Raw genomic sequence first — 16,765 nt, 5'->3', positions numbered from 1 at the left:
GAACGAGGGAGCCGCCGAATCACGCGGGCGGCACCCGCTGCGTCAGGACATCGAACATGACCGAGTCATCGCGACACTCCTGGTACGAGGACCTCGAATCCGCACTCGCCGCCCGCACCCGCGACGCATTCACCGCGCTACTGACAGCGGATGTGAGGTGGGGAGGAGAGCAACGTGGCACGGGCAACGAATGCACCGATCGCGATCAAGTGGGTGACCATTACGCCGGCCTGCTCGCGGGTGGGATCACCCTTCGGCTGAACGGTGTGGAACCCGCCGACACCCACCGCGGGAACGTCTTCACCGCCCGGGTCCAGGTCTCGGCACCCGATCCCGATGACTACCCGCCCGAGATGACAGTCCGAATGACGTTGCGCGACAGCCTGATCGCGGAGATCTGCATTCTGGACGGGCCGCCGACCATCGAAGTGCTCTATGTCCAGGGCTGCCCACACCACGAACAGCTCCTGCCGCATCTGTACGACCTTCTCGAGCAACACGACATCACCGCCACCCTGACACTCAACGAGATCCAGACCGTCGAGCAGGCCCACGCCACCCGGTTTCTCGGCTCACCCACCGTGCGGGTCAATGGACGCGACGTCGCGCCGGACACCGAGACACCGTCACCGTCGGCCTCGTCCGACGGATCGGATCGATACGGGTTGCAGTGCCGGCTGTACCCGTCATCGAACGGCAGCCCCAGCGGTGTCCCCGCAGACCGATGGATTCTCGACGCATTGGTCGACAGCCCGACACACGAGTCCGCCGTCGCCGCGATCCGAGTGGGCGACGTCGAAACGCTCCGCCGGCTGCTTGCCGCGACACCCGAACTCGCCACTGTTCGTCTGCCTCGACACGAGGGGCGCACCTTGCTGCATGTGGCCACCGACTGGCCAGGCCACTTCCCGAATGTCGCGGAATCCATCACAACCCTCGTCTCGGCCGGCGCAGATCCCAACGCCCCCAGCCTCGGCGAGCATCATCACGAGACACCGTTGCACTGGGCAGCGAGCAGCGACGACGTTGCCGCCATCGACGCACTACTCGACGCAGGCGCCGACATAGACGCGGCCGGCGCGGTCATCGCCGGAGGGACGCCGCTGGCTGATGCGACCGCATTCGGACAGTGGGCCGCAGCCCACCGACTCGTCGAACGCGGAGCATCGACCAATCTGTTCGAGGCAGCTGCCCTCGGCCTCGAATCCGAGGTCGAACGTCAACTCGACACCGGCGGTCCCACCGAGGAGAACATCACCAGCAGCTTCTGGGGCGCATGTCACGGAGGTCAGATCGCCACCGCCGCACTCCTTCTCCATCACGGTGCCGACATCGACTGGATCGGATACGACGGACTGACACCCCTCGCAGCCGCCGAACGGTCAGGGGCGCACGAGGTAACACGATGGATCGAACAACGAACCGCGAACCCGCTACCTTCCGCGACTCCCGACGAGACCAGCTAGACGCTGCTTGTGCGGCGCTAGTGGTCTACGACGCGCCGGACACCACACCCAACGGTGCGCCCCTGGCGACGACTCGGTTTCGCCGAAGATCGGCGAACACGACTGCTCGACGGGCCGCATCAGATAGTCGGTTCAGGCCGCGGCGCGAGCGGGAGGGGGTTGCGCGGGCTTCGGTGCGGGTCGATACGGGATATCGTCGCGCAGCATCGCCCACAGCACGTTCGATCTGCGGCGGGCCAGCGCCAGCACGGCCTGGGTATGCCGCTTGCCTTCAGCTCGTTTGCGGTCGTAGTAGATCCGAGACTCCGCGCACGATCGGATGCTCAGTTGCGCCGAGAGATACGCCGTCCGCAGCAATCGCCGGTCGTACCGTCGCGGGCGGTGCAAGTTACCGCTGACCCGGCCCGAGTCGCGTGGGACCGGCGCGAGGCCGGCCACGGCGGAGAACCGGTCCGCAGTGCCGAACACCGAGACGTCGCCCCCTGTCGCGGCGAGCAACTCGGCTCCGAGCAGCGGGCCGAACCCAGGCATCGATTCGATGACCGCAGCCTTGCGGTGGCGCCGGAACCGCGTCTCGATATCTCGGTCCACCTCAGCCATCTCCCGGTCGAGATATCTGATGTGATGCGCCCACTTCGCGACCGTCGCCCCCGCGGCGTCCTGGCCGGGCACCCGTGTGTGTTGGGACCGTGCCGCGTCGATCGCCAACTGTGCGAGACCGGATGCGTTGTACGCCTTGTTCTTTCGCAGCCACGATTCGAGCCGCGCGTGCCCCACCCGCCGGAGACCGTCCGGTGTCTGGTGCCCGGTGAGCAAGATGATCGCACCCTTGACGTTGCTGATGTCGAGAGCACGTTCAAGGGCCGGAAAGTACATGCTGAGTAGCGCTCGGAGTCGATTGATCGCCCGCGTGCGATCCCGCATGAGGTCGGTGCGCCGCGAGGTCAGGATGGCCAGCTCACTGCTGATCTCGTCGTCAACACGCATCGGCTGCAGATCACGCCGCATGCGAGCCTGGTCGGCAATGATCGCGGCGTCCTTCGCGTCCGTTTTCCCGTCGCCCCGATAGCCACCTGCGGCGTGATGGACGATCCGACCAGGGATGTACAGCACCTGCTCACCACGTGCGATCAGCACAGCAATAAGCATCGCTGCACCACCGGAGTTCAGATCCACCGCCCATGTGACCTGCCCATCCATCGCGATTCGTCCGACCGTATCGACCAGCTCCACCAAGCTGGCTTCGTCGTTCGCAACTCGGCGCGACAACTTTCTGATCCGTCGGCGTCGATCGCCACAGCGTGGTGATGCTGTTTGCCCGCATCGACGCCCACCCACAAAGAGTTCACTTATTTCACTCTCCCGTTCGGTTTCCGACGTACGTACCTGGCGGACGACTGCCCCGTCGTGTCCTTAAACAGCGATCGCGTCGCATCTCTCAATGAGCGGTCGAGTCGTCGAGGACACCGGGTGGCCATTCCCTTCCGGCCATCGATCAGCGAAAACAAAAAAGCCATATCCGGTGTCCCCAGGCATCTTCGAACCTACGTCCGAGGTCCCGCGATGCCCGGCAACGACGTTAAGGAAATCAGACTTTGTGTGCGGTGCGCATTGCGCGCTCGATCTCCCAGAAGGCGCGCAGTGCAAGGATTTTGCCACTCTCGTCCACGCGATAGGTGAAGACACCTTCGGCGTCGATCACCATGCCGCCGACCACCGACCTGATCGTCCCGGTGAACACGGCCTCGCTACCGCACGCGAACGAGTCGTCGAACAGGAACTCGATGGACTCGGTGGTACCGATGCTCATGTCCCAGAACTTGCCTATGGCCTCACGGCCGTGATGGCCAGTACCGTCGGGGTCGAAACCCGAACGCCCGACCGGATCTTCGACAGAGCCCTCCGCGGCGAAAAGGTCGAGCCAACTCTCCTTGTCCTTCGCGCGAACGGCTGCCTGCGATGCGAGTCCTGCTGCGCGCGCCGGGTGTTGTTCGACGGTCATCGATCACGCCTGCCCGGAGATGTTGACAGCGGCGAACTTTCGCAACGAGTCCTGCTTCGCCTCCAATGGTCCGTCGAAGGCAACGCCGTCGAAAAGCCACGGCACGACAATCGCGTCGGTGATTCCCGCTGCGTCCATCTCCTCGTAGCCCGCGGTATCGAACCTGTCGATGCACACAGCTTGAATTTCGAAAGGTTCGTCTGCCCGACCGTATTCCGCACGCAGACGATCCAATTCGGCTTTCGTCGAAACGAGGTCGTCGAATGTCATCATCGCCGAACACCAGCCGTCGCCTACCTTTGCTGCTCTGCGTAGCGCGGGCCCGGTGTGGCCGCCGACGTAGAACGGAACAGGCTGTGTCGGTGTAGGACTTATCTGCAGTTTGTCGAAATCGAAGAACTCGCCATGGAATTCGACCATTCCGCCGCCGAGAACGAGTTTGATCACCTCGATCATTTCGTCGACACGGGCGCCGCGCTTGGCGTACGGCGCACCGCACCACTCGAATTCCTCTGGTGCCCAGCCTATTCCGACGCCGAAGCCGAACCGATTTCCCGTCATCGCCGCTACCGAGCCGAGTTGTCGCGCCAGCAGCAGCGGATTTCTGGAGCCGAGCTTGAGCACGTTGCTGTAGAACCGCAATGTCGTTGTCACGGCAGCCATTGCGGTTGCGCCGATCAACGGATCGACCCATGGCGTGTCGGCGTTCCACATCCGTGAACCGTCGGGGGTGTACGGGTATTTCTCTGCCGCCGTCTCCATGTAGAACAACGAGTCGGGCAGCGCAATGGACGCGAAGCCGCATTCTTCGGCGGTTTTGGCAAGCTCTGTTAGTTGATCGAGCGGACTCATCGCGATGCCGAGTGTGAACTTCATGCGGGCCGGCTTCCGTTCGTTTCGGGGCGCTCGGAGCCGACCACCCACATCGAGAAGTATTGCGAACCACCGCCGTACGCGTGACCGAATGCTTTCTTGGCATCGGTCACCTGGTGATCGCCCGCGCGCCCCATAACCTGCATCGCTGCTTCCGCGAAGCGAATCAGACCCGATGCTCCAATTGGATTGGACGACAGCACGCCGCCAGACGGGTTGACGGGCAACCTGCCGCCGCGCTCGGTTTCGCCAGCGGCCGTCAGCTTCCAACCTTGGCCTTCAGGTACGAATCCGAGGTTTTCCAACCACATCGGTTCGAACCAGGAGAAGGGGACGTAGATTTCGGCGACATCGATTTCGGCGAGCGGGTCGGTAATGCCTGCGGCACTCCACAATGCGGCTGCCGCGTCTTTGCCTGCCTGCGGGTTCACTTGATCGCGGCCTGCAAACGTCGTCGGTTCGGTCCGCATGGCCGTTGCGTGCACCCAGGCCACCTTCCGACCTCCGTCCTCGACTCGACGCGCGGACTCCTCGTCGCCGATCACCAAGGCACAGGCGCCATCGGAAGACGGGCAGGTCTCGTCGTAGCGGATCGGGTCCCACAGCATCTGTGACGACTGAACCGATTCGAGCGTGATCTCCGGCTGCTTCAGGTGCGCATAGGGATTGATGCTGCCGTTGCGGCGGTCCTTCACGGCGACCATCGCACCGACGTGGTCGGGTGCACCGGAGCGGCGGATGTAGCTGCGGACGTGCGGCGCGAAATATCCGCCGGCACCCGCGCCGACGGGCATGTTGAAGGGCACGGGAATCGACAACGCCCACATGGCATTCGACTCGGACTGCTTCTCCCACGCGACGGCGAGAACCCGCTTGTGCACACCGGCCTGGACGAGACTTGCCGCGACCACTCCGGTGGACCCGCCGACCGAACCGGCCGTGTGCACCCGGATCAGCGGTTTGCCGGTGGCGCCCAAGGCATCGGCCATGAAGAGCTCGGGCATCATCACGCCTTCGAAGAGGTCGGGCGCCTTGCCGACCACTACTGCGTCGATGTCGTCCCACGTGACGTCGGCGTCCGACATGGCGCGGTCGATCGCCTCACGGCACATTCCCGACATCGTGACGTCGTGCCGCTTGGCGACGTAATGGGTCTGGCCGGTGCCGAGCACCGCCGCAAGCGCTTTGGTCATTGCTCTGCCTCCAGAACTGCGACGAGGTTGTGCTGCAGCAGCGGACCGCTGGTTGCGTGCGCGAGAGCTCGTCCTGCGGTGCCCGAAATGATCTGCTGCGCTGCGAAACCGAGGCGCTCGAGCCCTGCGGCGAACATCGGGTTGGCTGCGAGCGGGCCGCCCGAGGGGTTGACGATCGTACGGTCGTCCAGTCCGAATGCTTCGGTGAGGATCAGCTGCTGGTGGGTGAACGGTGCGTATATCTCCGCGATGTCGTAGCTGGTGTCACCACCCGATGCGGCGGCTGCGGCGGCTGCCGCCGAGGGCGCGATGGTGAGGTCACGCGCACCGATGTTCGGGGAGTCGATGCGGTGTTCGATCCCGCTGATCCAGGCCGGCCGGGCGCACAGTTCTCGTGCTCTGTCACCGGAGGCGAGGACGATCGCGGCGGCGCCATCGGTGATCGGTGCGCAGTCGTGTCTGCGAAGTGGATCTGCCACATAGGGACCCGAGAGGAGTGCGTCGATGTCGACGGGCCCTCTTCGGATGCCTTGTACTGCTTGCGAACTCCCGAATGCGACTTCGGCCATCGACCGTTCCGTCCACTTCCCGGCGTCGATGCCCGCGCGCGCTTGCAAGCCGGCAAGGGCTATCGAGTCGGGCCACAGTGGTCCGACGGTGTACGGATCGAGTTGCATGGCAAGGACTTTGCGGAGCAGACCGGCGGAGGACTTGCCGAAGCCGTAGACCAGCGCGGTGTCCACCTCGCCGGTCTTTATCTTGATCCAGGCCTCGTACAGCGCCCAGGCGGCGTCCATCTCCACGTGTGACTCGTTGATCGGTGGCACAGCGCCGATGGCGTCGATCGCGGAGATGAACGAGAAGGCTCGACCTGCCAGGTAGTCGGACGACCCCGAGCACCAGAAGCCGATGTCTGCCTTGGTGATTCCCAGTTCGCGGTAGAGCTGTTGGAAGCAGGGGACCAGCATCTCGACGCCGTTGGTCGTGCCATCCGTCTCGCGAACATGGGGAGCGTGCGCGAAGCCGACTATCGCAACGTCGGTCATGGGGCTCCTCAGAGGTGGTGTTTGTAGGTGTCGTATTCCGCATCCGGTTCGCCGGACGGGCGGAAGTGGTCGATGTTCTCCAGCGTGAAACCCCACTGGTCCTGCGGTTTCCAAACCGCCTCGACGCGCATGCCCATGCGCACCTCTGCTGGATCGCAATCCAGAATCAGGTGCAGGAACGCGATGTCGGCGCCGTCGAGCAAGACGTACGCGGCGATGTAGGGCGGCTTGATGCGTTGGCCGAGGAAGGGCACGTTGACGATGCAGAACGTGGTGATGGTGCCTTTGTCCGGCAGTTCGACTTGCTCGCGCGTCGGCAGTCCGTCGGTCGGACTTGCACCGCGGGGCGGTATGTAGACCTTGGCGCCCTGATGTGTTCGCCCGCCGATCAGCTTGCCCTCCGCGAGTCCGCGAAGGTAGAAGCTCTCTTCGTAGGACGCCGAGTGGTGAAACTGCAGCCTGACCGGCGTGGTGATCATGGTCACCGGCTCGGAAGCCGCTGCCGCGGAATCGTTTTCGCTGCTGCTCTCGGCTTCGCCGGGATCGAAGCACGCGATGTCGAGGATCGATCCCGACCTCTCTGCGGCCCACCGAATGTGGACCCGCATACCGGTGCTCATGCGCTCGGGCGAGCCTGCGTCGACGGCGTGAAGTATGGCCGAATCGGCGCCGTCGAGCTGTACGAAGGCCCAGGCGAACGGGTGTTCCAGTGGCTGACCGTCGATCGGTTCGGCCGCCCAGGTCCAGGTTTTCACCGTGCCGACTGATTCGACGTCGACGAAGTCGGTCAGCGGTTCGTGGGTGACGGCGTCGAATTCGGGTGGTGGAACGAGAACACGTCCGTCGCTGCCACGGACACCGACGACGCGACGATCCCGCAGCCCGGTGAGAAAGCCGCCGATGGTCGGACCGACGGACCTCGTGTAGTCGAACTGCACGTTCAGGGGGGCAGTGAGCGGCTTGTCGCGCTCGTCGATGTGGTGAACATCTGGTGCCGTACTGTTCACAATGGTCACGAAGTCGAGTAGAACAGGTTCTTATTCTGGTGGCAAGTGCCACTGTTGCAGCGCCGCTCAGGTGGAGGTCGACGATGAAGCTCGGATTGCAGCTCGGCTACTGGGGCGCGCAGCCTCCCGCGAACCACGGTGAGTTGGTCGGTGCGGCGGAGGCCAACGGTTTCGACGCGGTTTTCGCCGCCGAATCCTGGGGATCGGATGCGTTCGCGCCACTCGCCTGGTGGGGCTCGTCGACGCAGCGAGTCAGGCTCGGCACGTCGGTTGCGCAGCTGTCCGGTCGGACGCCGACGAATTGCGCGATGCACGCGTTGACGCTCGATCACCTGAGCGGGGGGCGCGCGATACTCGGATTGGGTGTCTCGGGGCCGCAGGTTGTCGAGGGTTGGTACGGGCAGCCGTTCGAGAAGCCGCTAGCGCGAACTCGTGAATACGTCTCGATCGTTCGGCAGGTGCTTGCTCGCGAGGCGCCGGTGCGAAACGACGGTCCGCACTACCCGCTCCCGTACCTGGGCGCCGGTTCGACGGGGCTCGGCAAACCGCTCAAGCCGATCACCCATCCGCTGCGGGCAGACCTGCCGATATGGCTCGGTTCGGAGGGTCCGAAGAATGTCGCGCTGACGGCGGAGATCGCAGACGGCTGGTTGGCGATCTATTTCTCGCCGCGCTTGGCGCCGATGTACAACGAGTGGCTCGACGAAGGTTTCGCGCGCGAAGGTGCGCGCCGAACGCGTGCCGAGTTCGAGATCGCCGCGTCCTGTCAGGTCGTGATCACCGACGACCGCGCAGCCGAGATTGCGCGCGTCAAGCCCGTCGTTGCGCTGTACGTCGGTGGGATGGGTGCGCCGGAGTTGAACTTCCATGCCCAGGTGTACCGGCGGATGGGCTACGAGTCCGAGGTTGCCGAGATCGGTCGACTTTTTCAGGAAGGACGCAAGGCGGAGGCCGTTGCGGCCGTGCCGGACGAGATGGTCACCGAGACGATGATCATCGGGGATGCAGAGCACGTTCGCTCCGAGATCGGAGTGTGGGAGGCGGCCGGCGTGACCATGCTTCTGGTTACCTGTGGGGACACCGAACAACTCCAGCGGCTCGCATCTGTCGTTGGGACTTGCTGAGTCGGTAGAACACGTTCTAGATTCGAGTGGTGACCGACACCGATACCGTCGAACCTGGTTTGTGGAACATCGCCGCGAGCGATCCGGATCGAATCGCCCTTGTCGACCCGGGCGGCGCCGAGACGACCTACGCAGAACTGGCCGCTGCCGCCGACCGCTACGGCAGGGGTCTGCAGGCGATGGGTCTGCGGCCCGGCGATTCGGTTGTGATGATGCTGCACAACTCCGCCGACCTCGTCGCGTTCTACTTCGCGGCGTTCGAGACGGGTCTGTACATCGTCGCGGTCAATTGGCATCTGACGGCACCGGAAGTCGCGTACATCCTTCGGGACAGCGAAGCGAAGGCGTTCGTCGCAAGCGATCGCTTCGCGGCAGTCGCCAGAAATGCGGCCGACGAAGCGGAATTGCCTGCCGGAGGACGGTTCTCGGTGGGGACGATCGACGACTTCACGCCGCTGTCCGATCTCGGCGCCGACGAGGTCGGCAGGCCGGACATCCGCACGGCAGGTGGTCCGATGTTGTACACGTCGGGAACAACGGGTCGGCCGAAGGGCGTTCGACGTCCGCTCACCGGCAACGACCCCGACACGGTGCCCGTTGCTGCGAGCGGTTTCTTCGGAATCTTCGGCATCCGCCCGTTCGACGACCACGTGCACATCTGTGGGTCGCCGCTATATCACACCGCTGTGCTGAACTTTGTCGTCATCTCGATTCAGTTGGGGCACAAGGCGGTCCTGATGGATCGGTGGGATCCCGAGGACATGTTGGCGCTGATCGAGCGGCATCGGGTCACCCACAGCCACATGGTCCCGACGCAGTTCCATCGCCTGCTCGCGCTGCCCGACGAGGTCCGTGCCCGGTACGACGTGTCGTCCTTGCGCTGCATGATCCACGGCGCCGCTCCGTGCCCGCAGGAAACGAAACGCCGAATGCTCGAGTGGTGGGGACCGGTCGTCACCGAGTATTACGCGGCGACCGAAGGCGGCGGCACAGCGATCAACGGCGAGGAGTGGCTGCGCAAGCCGGGATCGGTCGGCAAGCCGTGGCCGTGGTCGGTCATCAAGGTCCTCGGCGACGACGGTGCGGAGCTACCGGTCCGCGAGCCTGGCCAGGTGTACATGCGAATGGGTGGGTCCAGCTTCGAGTACCACCACGACAAGAAGAAGACCGAGGAAGCCCGCGTCGGCGACCTGTTCACCCTCGGCGACATCGGTTATCTCGACGAAGACGGCTACCTGTATCTGTGCGACCGCAAGTCGGACATGATCATCTCCGGTGGCGTCAACATCTACCCCGCTGAGATCGAAGGTCAGCTGGCAATCCATCCCAAGGTTGCCGATGTCGCCGTTTTCGGTGTCCCACATGCGGATTGGGGCGAGGAGATCAAGGCCGTAGTGCAACCGGTCGACGGGGTCGTCGGTGACGACGCTTTGACGGCGGAGTTGCTCGCCTTCGCGAGCGAGCGCTTGGCAAAGTTCAAGCTTCCTCGGTCGGTCGACTACATGGCAGAGCTGCCGCGCGATCCGAACGGCAAACTGCCCAAACGCAAACTCCGAGATCCGTACTGGGCCGCGCAGGAGCGGGCAATATAGGAGTCGCGACGAGGTGTTCCTCGGGCTCCGATTGCAGAGCGTCGACGACATTCGCGTCGACGGCGCGAAAGATTCGGCACAAACCCGCCACTACAGCGTCGACGAACCAGACGACATCCTGTCCGACTCGATCGATCTTGTGCGCGAGGGTGGCGCTTGGAAGGTCTGCTGACCCGTGTCGGGTTGTGGGGACAGAAGTCCCCATGCAAAATGGGCAACCCATTTTTTGAACCAAGTGCGCATCTGACCCGTATTGCGTCGATTATTCTAATTTAATTCGTCTGTTGGACAACAACTTTCGTGTATCGCCAATGGTGTCGTGAGGCGACCGATGCCAGTGTCGAAAGGTGGACAGTTTGCCCACCCTTAGGTGTCTTTCTGCCGAATGTGCAATTCGGACAACCTCGCAATAGTCCTGTCAGCACGACTATTGGAGCGGCACATGTCATCTCACCAGCGTCCACCAGACGATCACGACGAACGCCGGACCAAGCGACGGCGAATCGGCGCACTGGTCGCAGCATCGGGGGGTGCCTTCATCGGCCTGCTCGATGCGACGATCGTCAACGTCGCGTTTCCGAGTATGTCGGAGGCCTTCTCCGGCGCGGATCGATCCCAGCTCTCGTGGATTCTCGACAGTTATTTCATTGTTCTTGCGGCGCTGATGGTTCCGGCAGGAGCGCTGGCCGACCGCTACGGTCGCAAGAAGGTGTTCCTCGCCGGGATCGGAGCCTTCGTCGGCTCGAGCATTCTGTGCGCAGTGGCCCCGACACTGGAACTCCTTGTCGCGGCACGGGTTCTGCAGGGCGCGGCAACCGCTGTCATCGTCCCTGCGTCACTTGCGTTGGTCCTGCGCGAATTCCCGATCGGCCAGCGCAGCACGGCCGTTGCTGTGTGGAGTGCCGCCGCAGCGTTGGCTGCGGCATCGGGACCGCCCGTCGGCGGCCTGTTGGTCGAGATCGCCGACTGGCGCTGGATCTTCCTGATCAACCTGCCCCTCGGCGCACTGGTGGCAGTGCTCGGCATTCGCACACTTCGGGAGAGCAGGGACGAGGACTCGACCGGACTGCCCGACCTCATCGGGTCCGTCGTAGCGGTCGGTGCGCTCGGTCTGTTGACACTCGGTCTCGTCGAGGGTGACAACTGGGGCTGGACGAGTCCGGCCGTGCTCGGGTCGTTCGCGGTGTCGGCTCTGCTCGGTTGTGTGTTGGTGTGGCGTTCGCTGCAGCACGACCGTCCCGTGATCGATCCGGCCCTCATGGCCATACAGTCGTTTCGAGTCGGCAGCCTTGGAATGCTCGTCTTCGCAACGGCGATGTTCGCGGTGATTCTCGGCAACGTCCTGTTCCTCACCAGCATCTGGGACTACTCGGTGCTGCAGGCTGGATTGGCCGCTGTGCCAGGGGCTTTGGCTACGACGATCGTCGCACGCCCGGCCGGCCGACTGGCCGACCGCTTCGGTCATCGTGCCGTCATCCTGCCCGGTGTCGCGTTGTACGCACTCGGTGTTGTCGGGCTCTGCTTTGTGGGGTCCGAGCCGAACTTCCTGCTCGCCTGGATGCCGTGGACGATCACAAGCGGCATCGGCATCGGACTGGCGTTGCCCATCATGGGAGCCGCGGCGGTCGCGGACGTGCCGGAGCAGCGTTTCGGTGCGGCGAGTGCGCTGAGCGCGACGTTCCGCCAGATCGGCGCTGTCATAGGAACCGCGGCACTCATTGCGATTCTCGGCTCGCCCGTATCGATCGACGACGCGATGAGCCACGCGGATCGGGCGTACCTTTTCGCGGCGGTCGTCGCTGTGGTGTCGGGGTCGTTGGTGTTGTCGCTACGGCCGGCGCACAAGAAGGAGGAGCTGGTTCCCGCACGCTAGGCGCGGGTACGAGCTATCGGCCCTCGAACGTTGGCGGACGTTTTTCCGCGAACGCTCGGGGGCCTTCCTTGGCGTCCTTGGATGTGAAGACTTCGACGCCGAGGCGGGCATCGATCTGGAAGGCATCTTCCTCGTGCATACCTTCGGTGTCGCGGATCGTCTTGAGGATCGCCTGGACAGCGAGCGGTCCGTTCTTGGCAATCAGCTCGGCCAGTTCGAGCGCCTTCTCGAGAGCCTGACCGTCCGGTACGACGTGTCCGATCAGGCCGATCTCCTTGGCTTCGGGCGCCTTGATGTGACGGCCGGTCAGCAGGATGTCGGCCGCGATCGTGTACGGAATCTGCCGAACGAGCCGAACTGCGGATCCGCCGAGTGGGAACAGTCCCCATTTGGCCTCGGAGACCCCGAATTTCGCGCTCTCACCCGCGACTCGGATATCTGTGCCCTGCAAAATCTCGGTACCACCCGCGATGGCCGGACCCTCGACTGCTGCGATGAGCGGCTTCGTCAGCCGTCGTCCTTTCAGCAGCGCCTCGATCTTGGACATGTCCCAACCACCGCTCGAAAACGAGTCGCCGGGGTGGGTCGACGTCATTGCCTTGAGGTCGGCGCCTGCGCAGAAAGCGCCGCCCGCGCCGGTGAGGATGGCGACCCGGATCTCCGGATCGGCGTCGACGCGATCCCACGCGTCGCGCATGATCGCCATCATTTCTCCCGACAGCGCGTTGCGTGCCTCGGGACGATTCATCGTCACGATCAGGACGTGGCCGCGCTGTTCGACCAGGCAGTGTGGTTGCGGTGCAGGCGATGTAGAGGCTCCGGTCGAATTGTCCGGTTCGGTCGTTGTCGATGTCGAAGCGGTGGACATGTCTGGTGCTCCCGATTCGGTGTGAGCTGGGTCTCGTTACGGTCTTGCCAGAAACGGTAACACGTTCTATTTTTGTGACGTGGCCTATAACATCGCCGACCTTGTCGAGCACGCCGTCGACCTGATGCCCGAGCGCGTTGCGCTCGCCGATGAACGACGCGAGGTGACCTATGCCCAACTCGAGGAGCGAGCCAACAGACTCGCGCATTACCTGCACGAACAAGGGGTGGAGCCCGGCGACAAGGTAGGCATCTACTCGCGGAACACGATCGAAGCCGTCGAGGCGATGGTCGCTGTGTTCAAGCTGCGCGCAGTGATGGTCAACGTCAACTACCGCTACGTCGAGAACGAGTTGCAACACATCTTCGAAAATTCGGACATGGTGGCTCTCGTACACGAGCGCCGATACTCCGACAAGGTCGCCGTCGTCGCGGAGAGGTGTCCGCTGCTGAACACGTTCGTCGTCGTCGAAGACGGTACCGATCTCGCGTACGCCGGAGTCGAATACGAGGACGCGCTCAGCCAGGCCTCGCCCGAACGCGACTTCGGCGAGCGCAGCCCAGACGACCTCTACATGCTCTACACCGGCGGAACGACCGGCAATCCGAAGGGCGTCATGTGGCGCCAGGAAGACGTCTGGCGTGTGCTCGGCGGCGGCATCAACTTCATCACCGGCGTGTACGTCGAGAACGAATGGGAGCTCGCGAAAGCCGGCGCAGCGAATCCGCCTATGACGCGTTTTCCCATCCCGCCGATGATTCACGGCGGCGCCCAGTGGGCGACGTTCCAGAGCCTCTTCGGTGGCGGCCGCACCGTGATGCACCCCGAGTTCGACGCACACGGCGTGTGGCAACTGATCGACAAACTCGGCATCAACCTGATGTTCATCACCGGCGATGCGATGGCGCGACCGATGGCCGACGCACTCATCGAGGGCAACCCGGAAACCGGTAAGCCGTACGACCTTTCGTCGCTCTGGGTGATCGCAAGCAGCGCAGCGCTGTTCTCGCCGAGCCTCAAGGACAAGTTCTGCGAACTGCTCCCGAATCGGATGATCACCGACTCGATCGGCAGCTCGGAGACCGGTTTCGGTGGGCTGAGCATGGTCACCAAGGGTGGTGAGCACAACGGGGGACCGCGTGTGAAGATCGACGCGTCGACCACCGTCCTCGACGAGGCAGGCAACCCCGTCGAACCGGGCTCGGACGTGATCGGGGTGATCGCGCGCAAGGGCCACATCCCGCTCGGCTACTACAAGGACGAAGCGAAGACCAAGGCGACGTTCGTCGAATATAACGGCGTCCGCTACTCGATCCCCGGCGACTATGCGCGCGTCGAAGCCGACGGAACGGTGACGATGCTCGGTCGCGGCTCGATGTCGATCAACAGCGGCGGCGAGAAGATCTTCCCTGAGGAAGTCGAAGGCGCTCTCAAGTCGCATCCGGATGTGTTCGACACCCTTGTGGTCGGTGTGCCCGACGAACGATTCGGTGAGCGCGTCGCAGCCGTCGTCCAACTGCGCGAAGGGGTTCGGCCGCGGTTGGAAGAACTGGTCGAGACCTGCCGCACCCAGATCGCGTCGTACAAGGTTCCACGCAGCGTGTGGTTCGTCGACGAGATCAAGAGGTCGCCCGCGGGGAAGCCCGACTACCGCTGGGCCAAGGAACAGACCGAAGGACGGGAAGCCGACGACCACCTGCGGGCACAGACTACGGCCGGGAGTTCGAGCTGATGAGGACCGAGCTGTGCGACAAGTTCGGCATCGAGTACCCGATCTTCGGCTTCACCCCGTCCGAGCACGTCGCCGCTGCGATCAGTCGAGCGGGCGGACTCGGTGTACTCGGTTGTGTGCGCTTCAACGACCCAGAGGAGTTGGAGGCCGTCCTCGTCTGGATGGACAACAACACCGACGGCAAGCCCTACGGCGTCGACATCGTGATGCCGGCAAAGGTCCCGACCGAAGGTACGTCGATGGACCTCGACGCGATGATCCCCGACGAGCATCGCGCCTTCGTCGACAGGACTCTGAACGACCTCGGGGTGCCACCGCTCGCCACCGGCGTCGAACATGCGGCAGGAGTGCTCGGCTGGCTGCACTCGGTCGCTCGCGCGCACGTCGACGTCGCACTGCGGCACCCGATCGCGCTTATCGCCAACGCACTCGGGTCGCCGCCGAAGGACGTCATCGATCAGGCGCACGAACGTGGTGTGCCTGTCGCAGCTCTCGCCGGTGCGGTGTCCCATGCCCGCCATCACGTCGAGAACGGCGTCGACATCGTGATCGCCCAGGGCTACGAGGCCGGTGGCCACACCGGTGAGATCGCCTCGATGGTGTTGGTGCCGGAGATCGTCGACGCGGTCGGCGACGACGCGCACGTGCTTGCCGCAGGCGGCATCGGTAGCGGTAGGCAGGTGGCGGCAGCGCTTGCGCTCGGCGCCCAGGGTGTGTGGATGGGCTCGTACTGGCTGACCTGCTCGGAGTACAAGCTCGGCAGTGCCGCAGGGTCCGACGGGCCGTCCGTCGTACAGCGCGCACTGCTCGGGGCAACGTCGGCAGACACCGTCAGGACCAGGATCTTCTCCGGCAAGCCTGCCCGATTGCTGAAGACGAAGTGGACCGATGCGTGGTCGAAACCCGATGCGCCGAGCCCACTTCCGATGCCGTTGCAGAACATCTTGGTCAGTGACGCGCATCGTCGGATTGCCGACTCGTCGGATCCGGAAGTGGTCGCGATGCCGGTCGGTCAGATCGTCGGACGGATGAACGAGATCAGACCCGTCGCCGACGTGATGGCAGAGTTGGTCAGCGGATTCGACAGCGCTGCAACACGAATCGCCACGGCAGCGGCCCGCTAGTTCCCGTGGGCGCTACGCGCCTCGTGAGTCTTTTTCGGGCTCTTGTGCTCTATCCGTGGGTCTTTCGGCCAGGTAATTGAGGTAGGACTCCTCCGAGGCTGAGCATGGCGAGGGCGACGACAGCGTCGGCGCTGTGGAATCCGAAGCCGCGTCGGGTGATCAACTTGATCTTGGTGTTGACCGATTCGACGCGGCCGTTGGACATGTGGTGCTCGATCGATGCCAGGATCTGAGGACGGTGTTTGACGATCGTCTTCTGCAACGCCACGAACGCCGGGATCCGGCAGCGACGCGCCCAGCTGATCCAGGCGTCGAGTGCAACAACAGCCTGCTCATGCGGTAACGCAAACACCAACCGCAGCGCCTCCTTGAGCCGGTACGCGCGGTGCAGCTGCCGATCGTTGACCTCGATCCACGCCAACGCCGCCTTCTGATTGTCTGTCAGGTCCTGCGGTTTCTTCACCAACGCCCACCGCGTCTTCTTCACCGTCGCAGCCGGAGTTTTAGACGGCGCGCTACGCGACTTGAATTTGCCTGCCGCCGACGGCGGCCCCACCGATGCAGCACGGTTGCGTAACCGGTTCCACGCCGCTCGCCGCACCGTGTCGAGCGCCTGATTCGCCCACGCCACCACATGGAACGGGTCAGCACACCGAACCGCCTCCGGACACCGCGCGACCAGCACCGCCGCAATCCACGACGCACCATCAGCACTGATATGGGTCAGCTTCGACGTCCGTTCTCGGCCGAGCTCATCGAAAAACTTGTGCAGCGTCGCTTTGTCTCGGCCCTCCGCCGCCCACACCAACCTGCCGGTGTCGTGATCGACGACCACCGTCAGATATTTATGGCCTTTCTTGTAGGC

General features: G+C 63.9%; 14 protein-coding genes and 1 pseudogene. 7 read left to right on the top strand and 8 right to left on the bottom strand.

Annotated elements, in window-relative coordinates; genetic code table 11:
* Positions 1–56: 56 nt before the first annotated feature.
* Positions 57–1,466, top strand: a complete 1,410-nt coding sequence (locus ACHIRB_RS08190; protein WP_395112355.1) for an ankyrin repeat domain-containing protein — start codon at positions 57–59, stop codon at positions 1,464–1,466.
* A 132-nt stretch (positions 1,467–1,598) separates the two neighbouring features.
* Here ACHIRB_RS08190 and ACHIRB_RS08185 read toward each other — a convergent pair.
* From ACHIRB_RS08185 to ACHIRB_RS08160, 6 genes and pseudogenes are all read right to left on the bottom strand, one after another.
* Positions 1,599–2,815, bottom strand: a pseudogene (locus tag ACHIRB_RS08185) (IS110 family RNA-guided transposase).
* 239 nt (positions 2,816–3,054) lie between these two features.
* Entirely contained in the window at positions 3,055–3,468 is a 414-nt protein-coding gene (locus ACHIRB_RS08180) for a nuclear transport factor 2 family protein (protein WP_395126039.1), read from the bottom strand.
* A gap of 3 nt (positions 3,469–3,471) precedes the next feature.
* Positions 3,472–4,344 carry a TIGR03619 family F420-dependent LLM class oxidoreductase gene (locus ACHIRB_RS08175; protein ID WP_395126040.1) on the bottom strand — a complete coding sequence of 291 codons (873 nt, stop codon included), beginning with the start codon at positions 4,342–4,344 and terminating at the stop codon, positions 3,472–3,474.
* Positions 4,341–5,534 carry a thiolase domain-containing protein gene (locus ACHIRB_RS08170; protein ID WP_395126041.1) on the bottom strand — a complete coding sequence of 398 codons (1,194 nt, stop codon included), beginning with the start codon at positions 5,532–5,534 and terminating at the stop codon, positions 4,341–4,343. The genes ACHIRB_RS08175 and ACHIRB_RS08170 overlap by 4 nt, the downstream gene beginning before the upstream one ends.
* Positions 5,531–6,580, bottom strand: coding sequence for a thiolase domain-containing protein (locus ACHIRB_RS08165; protein WP_395126042.1), 1,050 nt, complete (start codon positions 6,578–6,580; stop codon positions 5,531–5,533). The genes ACHIRB_RS08170 and ACHIRB_RS08165 overlap by 4 nt, the downstream gene beginning before the upstream one ends.
* 8 nt (positions 6,581–6,588) lie before the next feature.
* Positions 6,589–7,596, bottom strand: coding sequence for a Zn-ribbon domain-containing OB-fold protein (locus ACHIRB_RS08160; protein ID WP_395126043.1), 1,008 nt, complete (start codon positions 7,594–7,596; stop codon positions 6,589–6,591).
* 74 nt (positions 7,597–7,670) lie between these two features.
* Between ACHIRB_RS08160 and ACHIRB_RS08155 the strand changes: the two genes are divergently transcribed.
* The 4 genes from ACHIRB_RS08155 to ACHIRB_RS08140 all read left to right on the top strand — a co-directional run bounded on the left by ACHIRB_RS08155 (position 7,671) and on the right by ACHIRB_RS08140 (position 12,176).
* Positions 7,671–8,711, top strand: a complete 1,041-nt coding sequence (locus tag ACHIRB_RS08155; protein ID WP_199705123.1) for an LLM class F420-dependent oxidoreductase — start codon at positions 7,671–7,673, stop codon at positions 8,709–8,711.
* A 29-nt stretch (positions 8,712–8,740) separates the two neighbouring features.
* Positions 8,741–10,303, top strand: a complete 1,563-nt coding sequence (locus ACHIRB_RS08150; protein WP_395126044.1) for an acyl-CoA synthetase — start codon at positions 8,741–8,743, stop codon at positions 10,301–10,303.
* A 13-nt stretch (positions 10,304–10,316) separates the two neighbouring features.
* Positions 10,317–10,475 carry a hypothetical protein gene (locus tag ACHIRB_RS08145; protein ID WP_395126045.1) on the top strand — a complete coding sequence of 53 codons (159 nt, stop codon included), beginning with the start codon at positions 10,317–10,319 and terminating at the stop codon, positions 10,473–10,475.
* A 270-nt stretch (positions 10,476–10,745) separates the two neighbouring features.
* Positions 10,746–12,176: an MFS transporter gene (locus ACHIRB_RS08140; RefSeq protein ID WP_395126046.1), complete on the top strand. Its 1,431-nt coding sequence runs from the start codon at positions 10,746–10,748 to the stop codon at positions 12,174–12,176.
* Between the two features lie 13 nt (positions 12,177–12,189).
* Here ACHIRB_RS08140 and ACHIRB_RS08135 read toward each other — a convergent pair whose 3' ends face one another.
* A complete protein-coding gene (locus tag ACHIRB_RS08135; protein WP_395112362.1) occupies positions 12,190–13,044 on the bottom strand; it encodes a crotonase/enoyl-CoA hydratase family protein in 855 nt (284 codons plus the stop codon).
* 79 nt (positions 13,045–13,123) lie between these two features.
* Between ACHIRB_RS08135 and ACHIRB_RS08130 the strand changes: the two genes are divergently transcribed.
* Positions 13,124–14,776: an acyl-CoA synthetase gene (locus ACHIRB_RS08130; RefSeq protein ID WP_395126047.1), complete on the top strand. Its 1,653-nt coding sequence runs from the start codon at positions 13,124–13,126 to the stop codon at positions 14,774–14,776.
* Positions 14,776–15,900 carry an NAD(P)H-dependent flavin oxidoreductase gene (locus ACHIRB_RS08125; protein ID WP_395112365.1) on the top strand — a complete coding sequence of 375 codons (1,125 nt, stop codon included), beginning with the start codon at positions 14,776–14,778 and terminating at the stop codon, positions 15,898–15,900. The genes ACHIRB_RS08130 and ACHIRB_RS08125 overlap by 1 nt, the downstream gene beginning before the upstream one ends.
* A 49-nt stretch (positions 15,901–15,949) precedes the next feature.
* Here the strand turns inward: ACHIRB_RS08125 and ACHIRB_RS08120 are convergent.
* A partial coding sequence (locus ACHIRB_RS08120; RefSeq protein ID WP_395127660.1) for an ISL3 family transposase occupies positions 15,950–16,765 on the bottom strand: 816 nt, incomplete at its 5' end.

Origin of the sequence: Antrihabitans spumae (genome assembly GCF_043944905.1) — a bacterium.
Taxonomy (GTDB): Bacteria; Actinomycetota; Actinomycetes; order Mycobacteriales; family Mycobacteriaceae; genus Antrihabitans; species Antrihabitans spumae.
This window is presented reverse-complemented; position numbering and strand designations above follow the sequence as displayed.